This is a genomic window from Candidatus Flexicrinis affinis (genome assembly GCA_016716525.1).
Classification (GTDB): Bacteria; Chloroflexota; Anaerolineae; order Aggregatilineales; family Phototrophicaceae; genus Flexicrinis; species Flexicrinis affinis.
In genome coordinates this window covers 182,061-201,454 of sequence record JADJWE010000010.1, presented here as the reverse complement: position 1 = coordinate 201,454, position 19,394 = coordinate 182,061, and the positions used below count along the sequence as shown (strand labels likewise).

Annotated in this window: 13 protein-coding genes and 1 pseudogene; 12 read left to right on the top strand and 2 right to left on the bottom strand. The window is 61.8% G+C overall.

From position 1 onward, the window contains the following. Positions 1-69 precede the first annotated feature (69 nt). On the bottom strand, positions 70-5,070 hold the full coding sequence (locus IPM16_23055) for a hypothetical protein (protein MBK9125986.1): 5,001 nt from the start codon (positions 5,068-5,070) through the stop codon (positions 70-72). 361 nt (positions 5,071-5,431) lie between these two features. Here IPM16_23055 and IPM16_23050 point away from each other — a divergent pair, with 361 nt between their 5' ends. The 10 genes and pseudogenes from IPM16_23050 to IPM16_23005 all read left to right on the top strand — a co-directional run bounded on the left by IPM16_23050 (position 5,432) and on the right by IPM16_23005 (position 15,997). Beyond that, on the top strand, positions 5,432-7,285 hold the full coding sequence (locus IPM16_23050; GenBank protein ID MBK9125985.1) for a CSLREA domain-containing protein: 1,854 nt from the start codon (positions 5,432-5,434) through the stop codon (positions 7,283-7,285). Between the two features lie 272 nt (positions 7,286-7,557). Then, complete coding sequence (locus IPM16_23045; GenBank protein ID MBK9125984.1) at positions 7,558-8,574, top strand: hypothetical protein; 1,017 nt, start codon at positions 7,558-7,560, stop codon at positions 8,572-8,574. Positions 8,575-8,732: 158 nt separating this feature from the next. Continuing rightward, positions 8,733-9,956, top strand: coding sequence for a hypothetical protein (locus IPM16_23040; GenBank protein MBK9125983.1), 1,224 nt, complete (start codon positions 8,733-8,735; stop codon positions 9,954-9,956). 155 nt (positions 9,957-10,111) lie between these two features. Further along, a complete protein-coding gene (locus IPM16_23035) occupies positions 10,112-11,365 on the top strand; it encodes an amidohydrolase family protein (protein ID MBK9125982.1) in 1,254 nt (417 codons plus the stop codon). A 155-nt stretch (positions 11,366-11,520) separates the two neighbouring features. Beyond that, positions 11,521-12,237 carry a hypothetical protein gene (locus tag IPM16_23030; protein ID MBK9125981.1) on the top strand — a complete coding sequence of 239 codons (717 nt, stop codon included), beginning with the start codon at positions 11,521-11,523 and terminating at the stop codon, positions 12,235-12,237. Positions 12,238-12,349: 112 nt separating this feature from the next. Beyond that, positions 12,350-12,679, top strand: coding sequence for a type I restriction enzyme HsdR N-terminal domain-containing protein (locus IPM16_23025; GenBank protein ID MBK9125980.1), 330 nt, complete (start codon positions 12,350-12,352; stop codon positions 12,677-12,679). A 30-nt stretch (positions 12,680-12,709) separates the two neighbouring features. Next, positions 12,710-13,066 (top strand): IS5 family transposase, encoded by a 357-nt coding sequence (locus tag IPM16_23020; protein ID MBK9125979.1) that lies wholly within the window; start codon positions 12,710-12,712, stop codon positions 13,064-13,066. Then, positions 13,066-13,523 (top strand): annotated as a pseudogene (locus IPM16_23015) (transposase). The gene IPM16_23020 and the pseudogene IPM16_23015 overlap by 1 nt, the downstream one beginning before the upstream one ends. Before the next feature lie 161 nt (positions 13,524-13,684). Then, positions 13,685-14,971, top strand: coding sequence for an N-6 DNA methylase (locus IPM16_23010; protein ID MBK9125978.1), 1,287 nt, complete (start codon positions 13,685-13,687; stop codon positions 14,969-14,971). Positions 14,972-15,118: 147 nt separating this feature from the next. After that, positions 15,119-15,997, top strand: coding sequence for an aldo/keto reductase (locus IPM16_23005; GenBank protein MBK9125977.1), 879 nt, complete (start codon positions 15,119-15,121; stop codon positions 15,995-15,997). 132 nt (positions 15,998-16,129) lie between these two features. Here IPM16_23005 and IPM16_23000 read toward each other — a convergent pair whose 3' ends face one another. Continuing rightward, positions 16,130-17,320: a hypothetical protein gene (locus IPM16_23000; protein ID MBK9125976.1), complete on the bottom strand. Its 1,191-nt coding sequence runs from the start codon at positions 17,318-17,320 to the stop codon at positions 16,130-16,132. Positions 17,321-17,359: 39 nt separating this feature from the next. On the opposite strand from IPM16_23000, the gene IPM16_22995 reads away from it, so the two are divergent. Together IPM16_22995 and IPM16_22990 are read left to right on the top strand one after the other, a co-directional pair. Further along, positions 17,360-18,157: a hypothetical protein gene (locus IPM16_22995; protein ID MBK9125975.1), complete on the top strand. Its 798-nt coding sequence runs from the start codon at positions 17,360-17,362 to the stop codon at positions 18,155-18,157. 97 nt (positions 18,158-18,254) lie between these two features. Beyond that, on the top strand, positions 18,255-19,298 hold the full coding sequence (locus tag IPM16_22990) for a peptidoglycan bridge formation glycyltransferase FemA/FemB family protein (GenBank protein ID MBK9125974.1): 1,044 nt from the start codon (positions 18,255-18,257) through the stop codon (positions 19,296-19,298). Positions 19,299-19,394 lie beyond the last annotated feature (96 nt).

The following is a 19,394-nucleotide window of genomic DNA, read 5'->3' as shown; positions in this document are numbered from 1 at the left end:
TGAACAAGGGGTGGATTTCCTACCTGTCAATTTGGCGCATCACTCATCACTGGCGCGTAGCGTCCGCGCCTAGCACTCGCTGTAGCCGCAGGTGAGGCACTTGCGGCAGCCCTCCGTCCGGATCAGCGAGATGGTGTGGCACGACGGGCACATGTCCGCGCCCATCAGCTTGTGGCCGTTGGTATAGCCCTGCGGCTGTTCGCCGTCCGGCCCCTGCTCGAAGGCCAGCACTGGCGCAGGCTCGTCCTCCGGCGCGGCGCCCGCCCCCGTGACTGGCGGCAGCTTGACCGGAGCGTGCTCGCCACCGGACTCGTGGCCCAGCGGTAGGCTGAGCTGCGCGGGCTGCGGCACATTGAAGAAGTGATCCTCCAGCGCGCGGGCGACGGCGTCCGGCAGCGAGGTCACACGGTTGGGGCCGAAGCCGCTCACGCGTGCGCCACCGATGTCGCGCAGCTGCTCGATGATCAGGCGCAGCATCTCGCGCCGGTTGTGCGGGTCGGTCGTCCGCAGCGACAGCGTGATCAGGCGGCCCAAGCCTTCGGCGTCGGCCTGTAGGTCGCTGCCGGCCTTGCCCGGCGCCGTGATGAAGACTTCGAACGGGTTGCCGTTCTCGTCGACGTTCATGTTGACGTAGGCGGTGCCGAACGGCGTGGCCACCTTGACCGTCACGCCGAACAGCTTGCCGGGGCGCGGATACACGCGGTGCGGGGTCGTCACCTGCGTGACCGGCGTGGTCAGCGCGGCGATGGCCTCGGCCGCCGCGGGCACGCCGTCGGACTTGGCGCGCTTCTCCATTTCCTTCTCGGCGCGCTCGTCGCCCTTGAGCATAAGTACCTGCTCGTCGCGGCTTCCGTCGCGGTAGATCGTGCCGCCCTTGCAGCCCAACTCGTACATCAGCTTGTACAGCTCGCTGACCTGCTCGACGGTGTACTCGTTGGGGACGTTGCACGTCTTGCTGATGGCCGAGTCGATCCAGCGCTGGAAGGCGGCCTGCACCCGCACGTGCTCCTCCGGCGTCAGATCCATCGCCGTTGCGAAGTATTCCGGCAGATCCTTGTCGGTCATGTCGGGGTTGGCATCCAGCCACTGCTGCACGATGGGCACCTTCTCCTCGTGCAAGCCGAGCCGGCTCTTGCGGTAATACACCCAGCTAAAGAACGGCTCGATTCCGGTGCTGGTGTTCACGAGCGTGCCGGTCGTGCCGGTCGGCGCTTGCGTCAGCAGCGTGACGTTGCGGATGCCGTGGGTGCGGATCTTCTCGCGCAGTTCGTCGGGCAGCGTCTGGATGAAGCCGGACTGCAGGAACTTCTCGGCGTCAAAGGCGGAGAACGGCCCCTTGGTCTTGGCAATCTCGACCGATTCGTCGTAGGCGTTCACGCAGATGAACTTGTACAGCTTGTCGATAAAGTCTTCCGACTCGGGGCTGCCGTAGCGGACTTCCAGATGGATCATCAGCTCGGCGATGCCCATCGTGCCGAGGCCGACGCGCCGCTCCATGCCCTGCACGCGCGCATTCTCCTCGAAGAAGTACGGCGTGCTGTCGATCACGTTGTCGAGGAAGCGCACGGCATACCGCACGGTGCTGGCGAGGTCGTCCCATGCCACGTCGTGATTCTCGCCGTCGTAGAACTTGGCCAGATTGATCGCGCCAAGGTTGCAAACCGAGAACGCACCGAGTGGCTGTTCGCCGCAATTATGTGTAATAATCCCATTAACAGGGATCGCATGGGTAACCGGTTCGTTCAAATCGAAGACAGCTTCCTCGCCATCGGGCATCACAGACGCGACCTTCGCCACGAACGACTCGGTACGGGGGCCCTTGCTATAACCGGCAAGCCGGGAAGCGAGCCGGTCCTGCTTCGCGCCCGTCAGGAAGCCGATTTCGTCTGCAAATGTCGCCAGATTCGACTTGGTGATCGCCAACTCATGTTGCGCACGCGTCCAGTATGCCTTCGAACCACCTTTGCCGTCCGGCATCATGCGATATTGTGCTTTGCGGCGGTTGCGGAAGATACGTGAGGCAATACCGAAATTGGCGAGGACGACCTGCACCTGCTCAAGCAACGCGACGTGGCTGCTCGCCAAGCGAATATGCGCCATGCCGCTGGCATGCTGCACACTGCCGTCGGCAGTGAAGAGCGCCTGCAAGAAACCACGCTGCATCTCTTCCGTACCGCGGAAGACGACCTCCGGCACTTGGAACTTGTCCTCGGTCAGGCCGTATTCCTCGGCCAACTGGCGCAACCGCTCGGACTGGACGCGCGCCTCGTCGCGATCCGCGACCTCGACCACGCCGACTGGATAGGTGCGCGTGGTGCGGGTGCCTACACCCTGTACGACCGTGTTGACGTGCTCGGCGAACAGCGGCGCAAGCTCGCGCTTCTCTTCACCGAAGAACGACAGCACCGCACGATCGGCCTTGAGCGTGCCGTCGCCGACAAGCCAGCCCAGCACGCGGCCCAGCTCGAGCGATCCCTGCCGCCCGAATGTTCCCTTGCGGTTCATGACGTGCACGTGGTCACCCGGCTTGAGGTCGCGCAGTTCGACCCATCCGCGCGGAGTCATGAAGCGGTGATCTGCCGTAGCACGCACGCTGTAGCCCTCGTCGGTCTGCAGCTTGAACACCGGCTTGACCCCGGTCATGAACACACGGCTGGCGGCCAACGAGCGCGACTCGATCCCGAATCGACTGTCGACCGCGACTCCGATGTCGGTCTCATCGTCCCACAGGTCATGCGCCTTGACCAAACCCTCGGTCGTATGGATTCGCGTATCGCCGGTGAAGCACGGGTTAGTGCTGATCAGCGGATTGAAGTACCACGAGTTCGCCAGCTTATTGCTGCGCTCGCGGAACCACACGCCCGGCTCGGCGCTGGCCCACGCGCTCTCGATGATGGCGTTCCAGATTTCGCGCGCCTTGACCGTCCTGTAGACGTGCGTCTTGCGGCCGGCTTCCAGCCACTTTTCGAGGTTGCCGTCCCATTCGGCGTCATAGGCCGGGTCGGACGTGTCGGGGAACTGCAGCACCCAGTCGCCGTCGTCCTTGATCGCGTCCATCAGCTTGTCGCTCACGCCGACGCTGATGTTGGCGTTGGTGATCTGGCCAGCCTGTCGCTTGCTGCTAATAAAGTTGAAGACGTCCGGATGCCAATCATTTAAGATTAACATAAGAGCGCCCCTTCGACTCCCACCTTGCTCGATCAGGCCGGTGACGAAGCTGTACAGCGCGCCCCAGCTCACCGCGCCGGACGAGCGCCCGTTGACGCCCTTCACGTACGCATGGCGGGGGCGCAGTGACGAGATGTTAATCCCGACACCGCCGCCGCGCGACATGATCTCGGTCATCTGCGACAGCGTTTCCATGATCCCGCCGCGCGAATCACGGGGGGACGGGACTACGTAACAGTTCGATACCACGACACCAGCAGACACAAACGAGTGGTCTTCCTCGACCTCGATGTCCATCACCGTGCCGGAATAGATCGACGTGGTGATCGTCTCGATACGCACCCACTTCAGGCCGTCGTATTCGAGATGCGAACGGAATCCACGGGCGTCAGGCGCGGATCGGTCGAAGAAGTTCTCGTACAGGTCGCGCGCCTCACCTAACCCGGCGGTCACGCGGAATGCCTCGGTTCTGCCGTTCTCGTGGGTGTTCTCGAAGATCGAGAAGAAGTAGCCGAGACGAAGCAGAAGCTGATGCACTTGTACGGCCAGCGCGCGGTTCGACAAGAGAATGCCCACGTACTGCCCGCTGGTGTATCCGTCAGCGCGGAACAGTCCGCGCAGCAGCGCCGTGATCAGATTGTCAGGTTGGCGCATGAGGTCGGCGGGGATTGTCTTGCCGTGGCTATAGCGCCCGAACAGCCCAGCAAAGAACTCGCCGACCGGCATTGCGTTGACCCACAGATCGAGCCACCGGCCCGTGCTGCTTATCTTGATCGAGGGGGCAATGCCAAACTTGTCTTCGATGATTGCCGCGATCGCTTCGGCGTCGACCTGTTCGTCAAGCCCAAAGACGATCTTGATACCTGAAGGTGTCTTGGTGCCGGTGCGATGCGTGACACATCCATCTCCCAGCCAGCGGCCAAACAGCTCCATCAGCGGCTCGTCAATGACGAGCGCGTCGCGAATTGCCGCTGTGGGCTTCCCGATGACCTTCGTGCCGTCAGGCTGTACGCGCGGCTTGTTCAGCCAACCGTCACGGACTTCGTAGGCGCTGCCTGCTGGCCGGCCAGGGTAGTCTTCACGACCGACGTAGTTGGACACATAGAGTACGTCTTGGCCGCTGACGTCGCCGTTGTAGGCCGCCGCGAGGAAATCACCGACACGCAGATCCTTGGCAGGAATCCACTGTGGTTCTTCACCTAGGCGCAGGCCGTCACGGGAACGATGCCTGTTCACGGTCTCCGACCGGATCACCAGCACCTTGTGATCTCCCGTAACGCGCAGATCATCGAAACCCAGCTTGCGCATCGAGAACGTGTAAAGCGGTTCCTGCGTCTGGCGCTCGAACTTGTGCAGCACTTTGCGCAGACGATTGCGGTGGGTGACTACCATATCGCCGACCGACACTTCGGCGATAGGCCGGTAGCCGTCGGCCGTCAGAATCTCTTGTTCCGGCGGCATACAGTTGTAGTAGGTAAGCTGTTGATCGGTGCCGGCGCCGGCCAAGATTCGGCCGCCGGGGACGAACTTCCAGCCGTCCAGCAGCCAGCGAAACTTCTTTGCCCACTCGGCCTTGGCCGCGTCGGTCGTTTCGATATCGGCAATGCCACGCGCCACACGATCCATCATCTGACCGGGCTGAATCTCCAGCGGCTTGTCGACGTGCTCGAGGTCGCGCGTCACCGTCTCGCCGTCGAGCAGTTTCACGGTGACCGATGGCAGGTCGATCTCCGTCACCGTCCCGACCTCGCGCTGGCCCGTCTTCGAGTCGACGACGACGATCACCGTGTCGCCAACCGCCAGCGAGGCACGCGTCATATCCTTCAGGGCATATCGATCGAGAAAGATCTTGTATCCCAGATCGTGGAGGGCGTTATTGTCGGTGGCGGAGGATTGTGCCATGTGGAACCGTCTCCTGAATCGTCGTCAGGCAGGCCTGACCTGTAACAAATAACCAACAGAATCACACTGTATCCCACTGTCGAATAAGAGACGACAGCCGCTCCGGATCGTTCATTAGCTGAGTCGGATTGCGAGGACAAATCAGCCCCATGCGGAGGGGGGCTGAATCAGTGGAGTACCCCCCTTTTATAGCATGGAACTGGAACACCTGTCCACTAGTTTTAAGGTTGTTTGCGGTTGGAATAGCGTTAACCCGACAGATGCTAATGATAGAATCCTGTTACGTTCGCGCCTCTTTTTGTCCGGCGACCACACCGCGCGGTAAGGTTCGTTTTGGACCCGTTTCACCGAGGAACATGTGATGCGCCGTACTGCTGCCGTCGTCGTCCTACTGTCCGCGCTGACGCTGCTGTCGTCGGGCGCGCAGCGTGCGCCGCTGCCCCCGCCCGTTGGGCCGGATGTCCCACTCGTCGAGCGTGCGCAGTATGATATGGCGGCGTATCAGCAGCTTATGGCGTCCGGAACTGTGGCGACCGCGACCATTCCGCCTGCCACCGAGCCTGTCATCACCACACCGCGCGCAACGTTCATCGTGATTAGCACGGAGGACACACCCGATCCCACTCCCGGCGATGGGCAGTGTAACCCGGTCGGTGGCTGTACGCTGCGCGCCGCGATCATGGAAGCCAATGCGCTCGGCGGCGCGGTGATCACATTTGCACCCGATATCTATGACGTCACCCTCGCCTTCTCCGATGTGGCGGACGTGGAATCAAACGGCGATCTGGACGTCACGGGTACGGTTTTCGTCGTCGGCCTTCCCGATCGACGGATCACGATCCATGCACAGCCCAACCGCCGTGGCATCGAGGTTGCACCCGGCGGCGTGCTGCATCTGTCGCGTATCGCGATCGAAGGCGGGAGTGCCGGCACTGAAAACGGCGGATGCCTCGCCGTGCAGGCCGGCGCTTCCGCGCTGCTCGATCACGTCACCTTGCACGGATGCAGCGCGTACATCGGCGGCGGGGCCTATGTCGGGAGCGGGGCGTTCTTGCGCGCATCCCATTCCGCGATCACCGACAATACGGCGCGCGCCATCAGCGGGGTCGGTTCCAGCACGGCCGACAGCGGGGCGCACGTCAGGCTCGAATACACCGAGGTCTCGGGCAATCTGTCGACCGAAGGTGCGGGCGCCATACACATCCACAGCGGACTCATCACACTGGATCACGTCACGGTCGCCTACAACACGACTGAGGAAGACTTCAACGGTGCTGGCGTAGTCGTCACCGGCATAACTCTCACCGAGATCAACGATTCGACCATCGCTTACAACACGGCCACGCAGACCGCCGCCGGCTTGCAGGTACTGGCCTCAAACCCGCCCATCGTACGCCGCACGATCATCGCCAATAATGTGCGAACCTTCAGTGGACAACCCGTGGACTGTACCGGTTCCGGGTCATCCCTTGCGCAGCTTGTCGTACTCGATACGAGCATAGGGGGTACCGGCTGTGGCAACGTGGCAGGGCCACCCTCGCTGCTGCTCACCGGCGTTGATCCCCGCGTCTCGCCGGTGCTAGAAGCGTATGGCGCCACCAACGGCACACGTACGCTGGCGCTGCTGCCCGACTCGCCGGCGGTGGATGCGGGGGGCGATCCGTGCGGACTGCACGACCAGCGCGGCCTGCCGATCAGCGGCGAAGCATGCGACCTCGGCGCGTATGAGCTGCAAGTCCAGTCGCGCGGCGCGGATACGAACTTCGAAAACGGCGGCGGATGCGGCCTCTCCACGCCGTGGAAATCGAAGCTCACAGGCGACAAGCCGGTCAATTCCGCCCCGATCGCCGGTGTGTGCTCATTCCGCTTCAAGGGCAAGGGCAGCAAGGCCGCCACGCCCGGATCGCTCAAGTTCAAGGACAACGCGCCTGTGACACCCGGCTCGGTCGACGGGTTCCGCTGGACGTTTACCGCGCAAACCACCACCGCGACCGCCGCCACATGGAAGGTCAAGGTCGTGTACGTCGACGGCACGTCGGACTCGTGGACGGGGGCGATCCCAGCCATCGACCAGACCGGCGACGTCCTCATTGGCGACCTGCTGCCCGCCGGCAAGCCGCCGATCGCCAAAGTCGTCTACAAGCTGACCGACCGCACGCTCAGCGGCACGTGGCAGCTCGACGACCTCGGCGTGTGGCTCACGCGCAGCGGGTAATGCGTACCTCACCCCCGTCCCCTCTCCAAACTGGAGCGGGGCGGCAGAGCGCTGGCGATGCGGGGTGTTTGCCCGCCGAGCGTTGAAACGCACGGCTAAAAGGTGCGAAGCCTGCTAAAGAGGCTGGGCGGGCATACGGTTCGTAAAACAGTCCCGGCAGGGACTTCGATGCGTATTGGATCCGGGTTTCAACCCGGGCTGAAAGGCGTGTCCGAAAATAGAGAAGGTGTCCATAAGCGCTAGAATCTCTTGCGCCAACAAGGAGATCAGCGATGGATATGGACACCTTCTTCACGACATTATACGTACTGGTCGATGACTGGTACAAAGCTGAAATCGCCGAATCGATGCAGCGACACCGCGGTGGCAGAATGAGAATGAGCGACAGCGAGGTGCTGACCGTTGCGCTGGCGGGGCAATGGCAGGCGGGAATGCCGTGGCGCTCAGAACGGGAAGTGGTCGCTTACGTGCAGCGGCATTTACGCGGTTTGTTCCCGACCATGTTGGGGCGAAGTGCGTTCAATCGGCGGGTGCGGTGTTTGTGGGGTGGCTTTGTGAGGCTGCAACAGCTTGTAGCCGAGCAATTGCGCGGCGCAGATGAACTCTATGAGAGCGTGGACAGCGTGCCTGTACCCAGTCTCAGCAATGGCCAAGCCCAGCGTCAGTCCACCCATTGGACCTGGCAAAGCCGTCGGGGACGAGGCAGCTACGGGCGCTTCGTGTGGGGCGAGCGGGTGCTTATGGCGGTGAGCCCTAGCGGCGTTATTCGAGGCTGGATTGCGGCAGGCGCGAATGTGAACGACCGCTGGTTGTTAGAAGCGTTGTTGAACCGACGGGCAGGTGGGGACGCGCTGCACGAACCGAAACAGCGCCCACGGGATGGCAACAAACCACGCACTACGCCGCCTGCAGCCACGCATCTGTTTGGCTGGGCTGCAGTAGGCGAAACATTGAGCGGCGATTATCTAGCCGACCGCGGGTTCAATGGGCGGCGTTGGCGGCAGCAATGGCAGCAGGCCTATGGCGCACGCGTGTTGGCCCCGCCGCCGCCTAACGAGCCCGGCACGTGGAGTGCGGCGCAGCACCGTTGGCTAGCCTCGCATCGGCAGATCGTAGAAACGGTGTTCGCCCGCCTGGACAACGTGTTCGGCTTCAAACGGCTACTGGCCCACTCACGGTGGGGACAACTCACCCGCTTAGCCGCCAAAACCGCCGCTTACAACATCGGCCTCTATCTCAACCGCATGCTCAACCGCCCACTTGGCGCCTTAGCCACCCTCTTTCGTTGATTTTCGGACACGCCTTGAAGCCTTGGTGTCCATACACACAGCCGAAAAAGCCAGTACGTTCGCCATCCGGATTTACAATAGATATAGGAGAGCGTGTCTTCTGTTCGTGACACCGAAAGGACTGCCTGCACCAGACCGTAACGAAAGGAGCGTACCCCATGACACGGCTGACGAGGTTCCTCATACTCGCCGTTGGGATGTCCGCCCTGCTGCCAACTGCGCGTGCGCAAGACATCCTCGAATTCCCGCCCCTGACAGGCGAATATCAAGTTGGCCGCACCGCGTATCACCTGATCGACCACGACCGCAAAGAGACGTTCACAACCCGGCCCGACGACGTGCGCGAGTTGATGATCATCGTCTACTATCCTGCCGCGCCCAGCGCCGACGACCAATCCGCTCCCTATCTGGAAGGCCTACGGCGCGAATGCCTGTCGACAGGCAACCGCCGCATCGGGCCGTTCGACTGGGATCGGATCGTGTCGCACGCGTACACGAACGTCCCCGTTTCGGACAGGCGGAAGGCGTATCCGGTGCTGCTGTTCTCGCCCGGCTTTACGACCAACCCGGTGTTCTACACCGCCATGCTGGAGGAGATTACGAGTCACGGTTACGTGGTTGTCGCGCTGACTCACCCATACAGCACCGACGCCGTGGCGTTCTCGAACGGCAGAGTCATCAACCTGAACGCCAGCGGGACGCGCCTGATGACGGTGCTTTCGAGCGATCCGGAATACGGCGAGCAGATCGGCGATCACACGCTGGACGTGTGGGCCAGCGATGCGCTGTTCGCGCTGGATCAACTGCAGGCGATGAACCGCGACGACCCGCTGCTGAGCGGACGCATGGACCTTGATCACGTCGGCATGTTCGGACACTCGTTTGGCGGTGCAACCTCTGCGGAAGCGGCGTCACGCGACGATAGAATCCTCGCGGCCACTAACATGGATGGCGCTTTTTTCGGCACTGTCGATGACACCGGCCTCGACCAGCCATTCATGTTCATGGCGTCGGATCACTCGTGGCCAAAGCGCGATGAAGATCGTTTTGGGATGTCCGAGGAAGACTGGAACGCGATGTACGACGGTGTGTACACCGATCTTGAGAAGGTTTGCGAGCACGCTTCCAACGCATATGCCTTCACCCTGGACGGATCGAGTCACGGCACGTACACCGACCTGGCGCTGCTCGCCACCATGGGTGTCAATTCGTGGATCTTCGAACCCATGTTTGTCGGGCACATCAACGCCGTGCGCGCACACCAGGTCATCACGACGTACGTCGTGGCGTTCTTTGACAAGCACGTCCGCGGGCTGGATGTGCCGCTGCTTGACGGGCCGTCGATCGACTACCCCGAAGTGACGCTCGATATCGACGCTTAGCATCGATACTGGTGCAACTCAATCGGCGGGAGCGCATGCCCCCGCCGATTTCGTTTTGCGCGCTAACTGCTGCTGAACCGCATTCCCTCGCGTTTGCCGGCCCATGACGCCGCGGAGTACACTCCGGCGCAAATCCCCACGCGAGGAACACCATCATGTCGTACACCGTGATTCGAAATGGAACGTTGATCGACGGCACGGGACGTGCGCCGATCCCGAACGCCGCGGTTGTCCTCGACGGCAACCGGATCGCTGCTGCTGGTTCAACGGCGGCAGTTTCGATGCCCTCGAACGACACCACCATCATCGATGCGCAGGGCGGCTGGATTCTGCCCGGGTTCATCGACACGCACGTCCACATGATCCTCGAGTTCTCCGGCATGCCGGCCATGATGGCGACGCCGTTTTCGCTGAACTTCTACAAGGCCGTGACGTATCTGCGCCGGACGATCGACGCGGGCATCACGAGCGTGCGCGATGCCGGCGGCGCCGACCTCGGCATGAAGCAGGCCGTCGAGCAGGGGGTGATCGTCGGCCCGCGCATGCAGATCAGCATCAGCGTGCTGGGCATCACCGGCGGGCATGTGGACGGCTGGATGCCGTCGGGCAACACGTTTAACCTGTTCCCGGGGTATCCGGGGCATCCGGACGGCATCTGCGACGGTGTCGACGGCGTGCGTAAGAAGGTGCGCGAGGTGCTGCGCGCGGGCGCGGACATCATCAAGATTTGCTCGACCGGCGGTGTGCTCAGCCCGACCGACCACCCGGAGTTCACGCAGTTCTCGCCCGAGGAGCTGGACGTGATCGTGCGTGAGGCGGCGTACCGGCGCGGCGTGAAGGTGATGGCGCACGCGCAGGGCGTCGAGGGGATCAAGAACGCCGTGCGCGCGGGCATCCACTCCATCGAGCACGGCATCTATCTGGACGACGAAGCGATCGACCTGATGCTCGACCACGGGACGTATCTGGTGCCGACGCTGCTGGCCCCGGTCGCCGTGCTTGAGATCGCACAGGCCACCGGTACGATGCCGGAATACGGCGTGCGCAAGTCGATGGAGGTGATCGAGGTGCACCGCGACAGCATCGCCCGGGCGTATCAGCGCGGCGTGCGTATCGCCATGGGCACCGACGCCGGCGTGATGCCGCACGGGACGAACCTGCGCGAGCTTGGCCTGATGGTTGGGATCGGCATGTCGCCGATGGAGGCGATCGTCGCCACGACCAAGACGGCCGCCGAGTGTTTGGGCTGGCAGGACAAGGTCGGCACGCTTGAGCCGGGCAAGCTAGGCGACATCGTCATCACGCGCACCGACCCGCTCAACGACCTGCGTTCGCTGGAAAACCCGGCCAACATCGTCACGGTCCTGAAGGACAGTCACGTGGTCAAAGATTTGCGGGGTATTCCTTGATCTACACTTGTCATCGGGTACTACTAGAACAATGTATTACAATCGATTGACCAACTTGATCAGTAACGATACTATCCTCGAGATGTGCAAGTTGCTCCCGATAATGTTCTGTAGGATGACGGAGCATCAATGCTAGACTCAAGTGGAACTATCAGATGAATTCTGTAGATCATGCAAACCCAATTGGCTATAGCGTAACGCTCGCAGAAATTCTTCATGATCCTGAGCTTAGGCTTGATGCTGAACACTACGACCCTAACGTCGAGAGCAACATGGAGATTCTGCAGCGGTCCGGTTTTGAGCTGGTTCCACTTTCCAAACTTGCCGCGCTTAAGTTGCCGAGTCAGTTCACGCGAGTATGGGCACGTGACTCCGCACATGGCTTCCCGTATCTCAATGCGACGGACTTGATGAGTTGGGCTGCCTTTGGCGTACCTGCCCTTGAGCGGTATTTGTCGAAAGCTTCTGACGTGGATTTTGACAACCTTGTCATCAGGGAGAAGTGGATCTTGATGACGTGTTCAGGAACCATAGGGAGAGTGTTCGAGGTTCCACCTGCCTTGGACGGTTGGATAGCGACTCACGACATCATTAGGATTGTTCCCAATGATGATGGTCTGCGCGGATACATCAAAGCATTCTTATGTTCTCGTTTCGCACAGACTCAGATTCTGAAGCACACGCACGGTGGGCAAATCGATCACATTACCGATGTACAGCTTGGTACATGCCTAGTACCCCTCTTCGAAGATAGCGAAATGCGTCGGATTTCCGCAGTGGTCGACCGTGCAGAAAGCCTACGACAGGAGGCATCTGTGAGGTTTGCAGATGCAATAATCGACATCACGAAAGGACTCACGCGTGACGGCTAGCGACGTGTCAGTTACTCCGCTTGTTCCACCCGGCAAGATTAAGTGCTTCATAACCGGACAACTCCGGCGAGATACACCAGAGGAAAACGTGAGGCAGCGGTGGGCACGTAGCTTGGTCGACGAGTACGGCTACTCGAAAACTGACATCGGGGTAGAAGTATCGATCTCAATGGGGCGCGCCCGTAAGTCGTGTGACCTAGTGATTTATCGTGCGGCAACACCCCATGTCCAAGAGAATATCGTCACAATCGTTGAGGCAAAAAGGGAGGGAATTAAGCCATCTGACGTCGATAGCGGTGTTGAGCAACTCAAGAGTTACATGGCTGCGTGTTCTTCATGTAAATTCGGCCTTTGGGTTGGACAAGAACGGCAGGCCTATAGCCGTAATGTCTCCGACGGCTCCATTTCATCAGTAGAAGCGGTTTCAAAAATTGAGCGGTAACGGTACACTGGTGGGATGAGCCGACATGACGTGACTGACCAACAGTGGGAAATCCTGGAGCCGTTGATCCCTAAGCAGAAGCCGGGGCGCGGGCGACCGCGTGCGGATGATCGCCGTACGCTGAACGGCATTCTGTTCGTCCTGAAGACGGGCTGCCAATGGAAAGATATGCCCGAAGAGTTCGGCGACCATGTGACGTGCTGGCGGCGGCTGGATCGCTGGCAGCGGGACGGGACGTGGGAGCGGATCTGGCGGGCGCTGCTGGGGCAACTGGATGCGCAAGGCAAGTTGGAATGGACCGAAGCGTTTCTGGATGGGAGTTTCACCCCCGCTAAAAAGGGGGCTCCGGCGTCGGAACGACGAAGGTCGGCAAAGGCAGTCAAGTGATGCTGGTGGTAGAAGGACATGGGTTGCCAATTGGGGTGGTGGTGGAAAGCGCCACGCCTCACGAAGTCACGTTGGCGCAAGCCGTGATTGATGACGTTATGGTGCCCCGTGCGAAGCGCAAACCCCGGCGTCGCCCGCGCGCGCTGGGCGCTGACAAAGGTTCGACAGCCGACGTCTGCGGGCCGCCTTGCGCCGGCGAGGGATCCGGCCCCGGATCCCGCAGCGCAAACGTGCCGAGGGCCACCGACCGCGGCGCGGTCGGCCGCAGGCGCCGTTGGGACGCACCCGGCGTTGGGTTGTCGAACGCACCTTCGCGTGGATGGACAACTGCCGTCGGCTGGTCGTGCGCTACGAGCGCAAGCTGGAAAACTTCAAAGCGTTCTGTCTGGTTGCCTTTATCCAATGGTCCCTCAACCGGCTACTGCGGCCTGTTGCCACCATCGCCCCGTATTATTGAAATAGGCTCTAACAGATATTCCACGAGCGGGTGAAGACAGAGCTCGCAAACCTCAACGTCGAGATCTGAAAATCGTCCATGAACTCACGTCAGTCTTTAAGCGGTGTCACAACTATATTCACGCCAACACTGGCTTGCCGAAAGCAGATGCTTTCCACGAGATGCTCAAGCTAATCTTCTGCAAAACGTATGAAGAGCAAGAAGGGGGTGACGAACTCGATTTCTCGATCGACCCGATAGAACAGAAGTCGGAAAGCGGCCAACGTCGACTTCTGGAAGATCGTCTTGCGCCAATGTTTGACAAAGTGAAGACGTCTTACCCTCATATATTTAAGTCAGATGAACAATTGACCTTGCCACCAATGGTGGCCGCTTACGTAGTTTCTGAGCTCCAATTCATCTCGATACTCAACAGCACCACGGACGTAAAAGGCGAAGCGTACGAGACGCTTGTTGGTGCTAATCTGAGGGGCGATCGTGGTGAGTACTTCACACCCCGCAATGTCTGTGACATGACTGTTCAAGTAATCATGGCCATGCATGCTGAACATCAGCTTACAACACTGCGAGTCGTCGATTGTTGTTGCGGTACTGGGGGTTTCTTGGTTTCGTGGCTGTCAAATTTGAGAAAGCATATTACCGCTCAGGAGGAGAGGCGGGGCACATCAGATATTGGTGCAAGAGTAAGGGAACGTGTGAAATCGGCCTGCTCACAGAACTTGTTTGGACTAGACATCAATCCCAGTCTTGTAAGAACCGCGCAGATGAATCTGGTCATGCATGGCGATGGTTCAACCAATGTATATAGAGCAAATTCGGCCGCCAGACCTGGCGAATGGCCAGACGATACTCGACTTAATGTACCCTTTGGTGCCTTTGATGTTGTCGTTACTAATCCACCATTTGGTAGTGAGGTAACTATCGATGATGCACACATCCTTTCCCAATACGAACTGCCGCGGTGGAATGTCGCGCGTGAACGAAGCTCAATGCCTGCGGAGCAGCTATTCATTGAGGCGGCCTTGAACTTCCTGAAACCTGGCGGCATCTTGGGGGTGGTTATACCGGATGGAATCTTGACCAATCCCGGGCTGTTGTTCTTGCGTGACTGGATCACGAAACGAGCACGGATTGTCGCTTCTATCGCTTTGCCGAAGGAGACATTTGGGCGTAACGGTGGAGTCAATAACCCAAGCGTACTTATTCTCCGCAAATTCACTGACGATGAGCTAAAGAATGCACTAGATCTCAATGTTGTCGATACCAGTCACAGGGTTTTCCTTTGCGCACCGGCGACGGCGGGAATCGACAAGCGTGGAAGCGCGGTATACCTACGACACGCTACAGGCGAATTCCTACTTGATGAATCCGGCCAAAGAATTCCAGATGATCAGATCTCACGTGTGGGTGAAGTCTTCGCGCAATGGTGGCGACAAAACATAGTGTAACCTGACACCAACGTTCAAGAGAAGTCGCACTGCGCAATCACCTTATCGGCCTTAGCATCCCCTGAGACGCGGGCCAACCCCCGCCCTGCGCGTGGTATCCTCAGCACTCATCACTTCAGACTCATCACTCTTCCGGAGGAAGACGGAATGACGGCAAAAGCAAGTGGAACGTTCATGCTCGGTGGCGACCTCCCGATCCACCGGCTCGGCTTCGGCGCCATGCGCATCACCGGCAAGGGCATCTGGGGCAATCCGCCCGACCACGACGAGGCCATCCGCGTCCTCAAGCGCCTGCCGGAGCTGGACATCAACTTCATCGACACCGCCGACTCGTACGGGCCGTTCGTCAGCGAAGACCTGATCCGCGAGGCGCTGCACCCGTACGGCAGCACGATCGTTGCCACCAAGGGCGGCCTGACCCGTCACGGTCCGAACAGCTGGCACGCGGTCGGTCGGCCGGAATACCTGCGTCAATGCGTGCTGATGAGCTTGCGCCGGCTCAACGTCGAGCGCATCGACCTGTGGCAGCTGCACCGCATCGACCCGAAGGTCGACCGCGACGAACAGTTTCAGGTCATCGCCGACATGCAGCGCGAAGGGCTGATCCGGCACGTCGGCCTCAGCGAGGTCAGCGTCGAGGAGATCGAGGCCGCACGCAAGTTCTTCCCGGTCGTCAGCGTGCAGAACCTGTACAACCTCGTGCACCGCCACAGCGAGGATGTGCTGGACTACTGCGCGCGCGAAAACATCGGCTTCATCCCGTGGTTCCCGCTGGCCGCCGGGCGCCTGTCCGACGACGGCAGCGTGCTCAGCGACATCGCCACGCGGCTGAACGCCACACCTTCGCAGGTTGCGCTGGCGTGGGTGCTCAAGCGCAGCCCGGTCATGCTGCCGATCCCCGGCACGGGCAAGCTGGCGCACCTCGAAGAGAACACCGCCGCCGCCGATCTCGTCCTCAGCGACGACGACTTCAAGACGTTGGACGATCTCGGCCGCGTCGAGTGGGCGAAGTCGCAGAAGAGCTAATCGCTTCCAGAAGGCTTTCGCCCTCTGGACTCCCTTATCTGCGGATTTGAGACGCGTGCGTCTCAAATCCGCGAGAAGCGAGGTGCAGGAGTGCAAACTCCTGCCGGGGTTCCGGGGCAGCGCCCCAACGCCTCAACACCCGCCCTCGATAGCCCCGGCGATGACCTGCGCGGCAAGGTCGTGCCCGGCCTGATTCCAGTGCGTGTCGTACGGGTAATAGAGCAGGCGCTCGTCCGCCGCGGCGGCCTCGAACGCCGGCGTGAGGTCGATCAATCGCCAACCCACGCGCTCCTCCAGCAGCGCGGCGATCAGGTCGCGGTGGGCGTACAGCGAGTCGAAATAGGCGTCTTCGTCGTCGACCGGCGAAGCGGCAAATGTCAGCGCGCCCCCGGTGGTCGTCACGATGCGCTGGTTAGCGGCGTTGACGAACTGCCGGTCGCCTTCGACGATGTATCGCGCATAGACCAGTTCCTTCGGCGGGATGAACACGATTGCGCGGCAGGTCTCCGGCGGCAGCGCGGCATCGAAGGCATCCAGCGCGGCGCGCACGGCGTCGGCGTTGCGGCTTGAGGCGGCGTCCGGCGGCGTTTGCTGCCACCACGCGTAATAGCTCACGAACGCCAGCTCGTAGTAACTGCCACCGATGATCACCGGCAGGGGCTGGTTGTAACGCGGCGCGCCGGACTCGTCGGGCGGGGCGGTCGGGGTGGGGGCCGGCGGGCGCAGCCGGTCGAACAACGCGCCCCATGCGGCGATCGGGTTACTGACGTCGATGCGCGGCTCGCGCACCGCGTCGCCGAGGTCGTTGCCGCTGAAATAGCCCCACAGCACCCATTGGCGCGGCTCGGCGGCGGCGAACTCCGCGGCGGCCTGCGCGATCTCGACCGGCCCGTAGGCGCGGTAGCCGTAGTTGCGCACGCCGACGCCCAACGCGTCTGCCAGCCCATCGGCATACGGGCGCTCGACGTTGAAGCCTTCGGTGAACGAGTCGCCAAAGACGGCGACCGGATACGACTCGTGCGGCTCGGCCGGGACTCGAAAGCCGTCGGCATCCCACGCGATGCGAAACGCGGCGTACGGCGCGTCGTCGGCGGGCGGGCGCACCTGACCGGGCAGCGCGGCGAACACGTCGCCGTCGCTGGGGCGCCACGTCACGTCCATCGCCTGATTCGCGGTGGTGCGCATGACCCACCGCGTCGGGCCGATCAGCCGGTCGGGCAGCAGCATCAGCGCGGCGGTCAGCACGGCCAGCACACATGCGACGCTGCCGGCGCTGAGCAGCAGCGGCACGAGCCACGCACGGCGGGGACGCTTGTCGGTCATGGTATACTTTGGGGCCTGCGTACGACACGGATTCTCAGCATGGCAATCGACTATATCATCGACTATGACTGCGCGCCCAAGCAAGCGCTGACCTCTGACGGAATCATCGAACGGCTCAAGGGCGAGTCGCGCGCGCAGCGCATCATCGCGCTGTTTCGGCAAAACGGCGACGACCGTCCGCCCAGCGAGATGGGCTTCGAGTTCACCCGCAGCACGCCGGAGGGGCAGGAAGAAACGCAGGTCGTCATCGTGCAGCACCTGCTGGACGCCGCGGCCGAGTTGAAGCCGCACGAATCCGCCTGCGCCGGATGCCCCGCCAACCGCGCTGGCAAGCCGTTCGGGTGCGTCGGCAGCATCGAGTATCCGGTCAGTGGGGCCGCCGAAGCGTGGCTGCTCGATCGCATGCCGGTGCCGGACGACGCGCTGGTGTGGCTGCTGCTCAAGCAGGGCGTTGAGGAGTTCAAGTACGACGGCGCCAGCATCGAACCGCTGCGCGCCGCCTCGGATGTGTACTTCGAGGACAACCGGCCGGCGCGCCGCATCCTCGGCGAGTTCGAGCTGAACGCCAATCAAGTGTTCGAGATGATGTTCTCGGTCGGTGCGATCAACCCGAACCACGCCGCCATTCTGCTGCTGTTTACCGGCGCCGTCCCGCGCGAGCTGGAGGCCGACGACTTCCGCAATCTGCGCCCCGCGCCGGCTGATGCCGACGTGCGCTTCCCGCTGCTGATTCAGGACAGCGACAGCGACGACTCGAGCGTGCGGCAGTTCAAGGCATTCCTGCAATCGCTCTACATCGCGTGGAGGTTGGATGTCGCGGTGCGCGTCGACGCCTAAGCACGAAGTGATGAGTGATGAGTGCTAAGAACCTGCCGCCCGTTTTCACACATGCGGTGAGCGGCACGCCCCCGGCGATGGAAACGCCCTTTGCCCTATGCTGACGCCCGCCACCCCGTCCGCCGCCGCGTGGGATGCGTTCGTGCGTGCCCATCCGCAGGCGCACGTTCTGCAGCTTGCCGCGTGGGCCGAGCATAAGACTCACTTCGGCTGGGCGTACGAACGGGTCGCGCTGAGCGACTCCGGCGGCGCGATTCACGCCGGCGCGCAGGTGCTGATTCGTCCGCTGCCGGGTCGGCTGTTCACGCTGGCGTACATCCCGCACGGCGGGTTCGTGACCGACGACTCGCAGTGGCCGGCGTTGATCGACGCGGTGGCCGGCGCTGTCCGCAAGCATCGCGCCGTGTTCCTCAAGTGGGAGCCGGGACTGTACGCGGATGACGCCGCGCCCGATCCCGCCGCGCTCGGCTTCCGGCCGTCGGCGCAAACTGTGCAGCCGCCGCGCACCATCGTGCTCGACATCACGGCGGACGACGACGCCATTCTCGCGCGCATGAATCAAGGCACACGGCGCAAGATCCGCCAATCGCAGAAGGCCGGCGTGCGCACGTTCGAGGCCGCGGCCAGCGATGTCGCACGCTTCTGTGACTTGATGACGGCCACCGGCACCCGCAACGATTTTGGCGTCCACAGTGCCGCCTACTACCAGCTCGCGTACGACCTGTTCGCCCCGCGTGACGCCGCGCTGATCCTCGCCGAACACGACGGTGACCTGCTGGCCGGCGTGATGGTGTTCGCCGTCGAGGGTGCAAGCGGCGGGCCGGCGTGGTATTTGTATGGCGCGTCGAGCGACGCCAAGCGCGAGATGATGGCGAGCTACGCGGTGCAGTGGGCGGCGATCCAATGGGCCAAAGCGCGCGGATGCGCCACCTACGACCTGTGGGGCGTGCCTGACGCGGACGAAACCGACCTCGAGGCACAGTTCCAGTCTCGCAGCGACGGCTTGTGGGGCGTGTACGGCTTCAAGCGCGGCTGGGGCGGGCAGGTCGTCCGCACGCTCGGCGCGTGGGACAAGCCGCTTATCCCGCCGCTGTACTGGGCATTCCGGCAAGCCCTCCGCCTACGGCGGGGCGTTGAGTGATGAGTGATGAGGAGGAACCTCACCCCCCGGCCCCCTCTCCGGGCGTGTACAGACCGGAGAGGGGGAGAAACATGGCCCGAAGTCCAAGCCCTTCTC

Bases quoted from the DNA above. Each gene is read 5' to 3' on its own strand.
- IPM16_23045 (MBK9125984.1), top strand. From the start codon at position 7,558: ATGGATATGGACACCTTCTTCACGACATTATACGTACTGGTCGATGAC.
- IPM16_22995 (MBK9125975.1), top strand. From the start codon at position 17,360: ATGGCAATCGACTATATCATCGACTATGACTGCGCGCCCAAGCAAGCG.
- IPM16_23035 (MBK9125982.1), top strand. From the start codon at position 10,112: ATGTCGTACACCGTGATTCGAAATGGAACGTTGATCGACGGCACGGGA.
- IPM16_23030 (MBK9125981.1), top strand. From the start codon at position 11,521: ATGAATTCTGTAGATCATGCAAACCCAATTGGCTATAGCGTAACGCTC.
- IPM16_23005 (MBK9125977.1), top strand. From the start codon at position 15,119: ATGACGGCAAAAGCAAGTGGAACGTTCATGCTCGGTGGCGACCTCCCG.
- IPM16_22990 (MBK9125974.1), top strand. From the start codon at position 18,255: ATGCTGACGCCCGCCACCCCGTCCGCCGCCGCGTGGGATGCGTTCGTG.
- IPM16_23000 (MBK9125976.1), bottom strand. From the start codon at position 17,320: ATGACCGACAAGCGTCCCCGCCGTGCGTGGCTCGTGCCGCTGCTGCTC.
- IPM16_23055 (MBK9125986.1), bottom strand. From the start codon at position 5,070: ATGGCACAATCCTCCGCCACCGACAATAACGCCCTCCACGATCTGGGA.
- IPM16_23010 (MBK9125978.1), top strand. From the start codon at position 13,685: ATGCTCAAGCTAATCTTCTGCAAAACGTATGAAGAGCAAGAAGGGGGT.
- IPM16_23050 (MBK9125985.1), top strand. From the start codon at position 5,432: ATGCGCCGTACTGCTGCCGTCGTCGTCCTACTGTCCGCGCTGACGCTG.
- IPM16_23040 (MBK9125983.1), top strand. From the start codon at position 8,733: ATGACACGGCTGACGAGGTTCCTCATACTCGCCGTTGGGATGTCCGCC.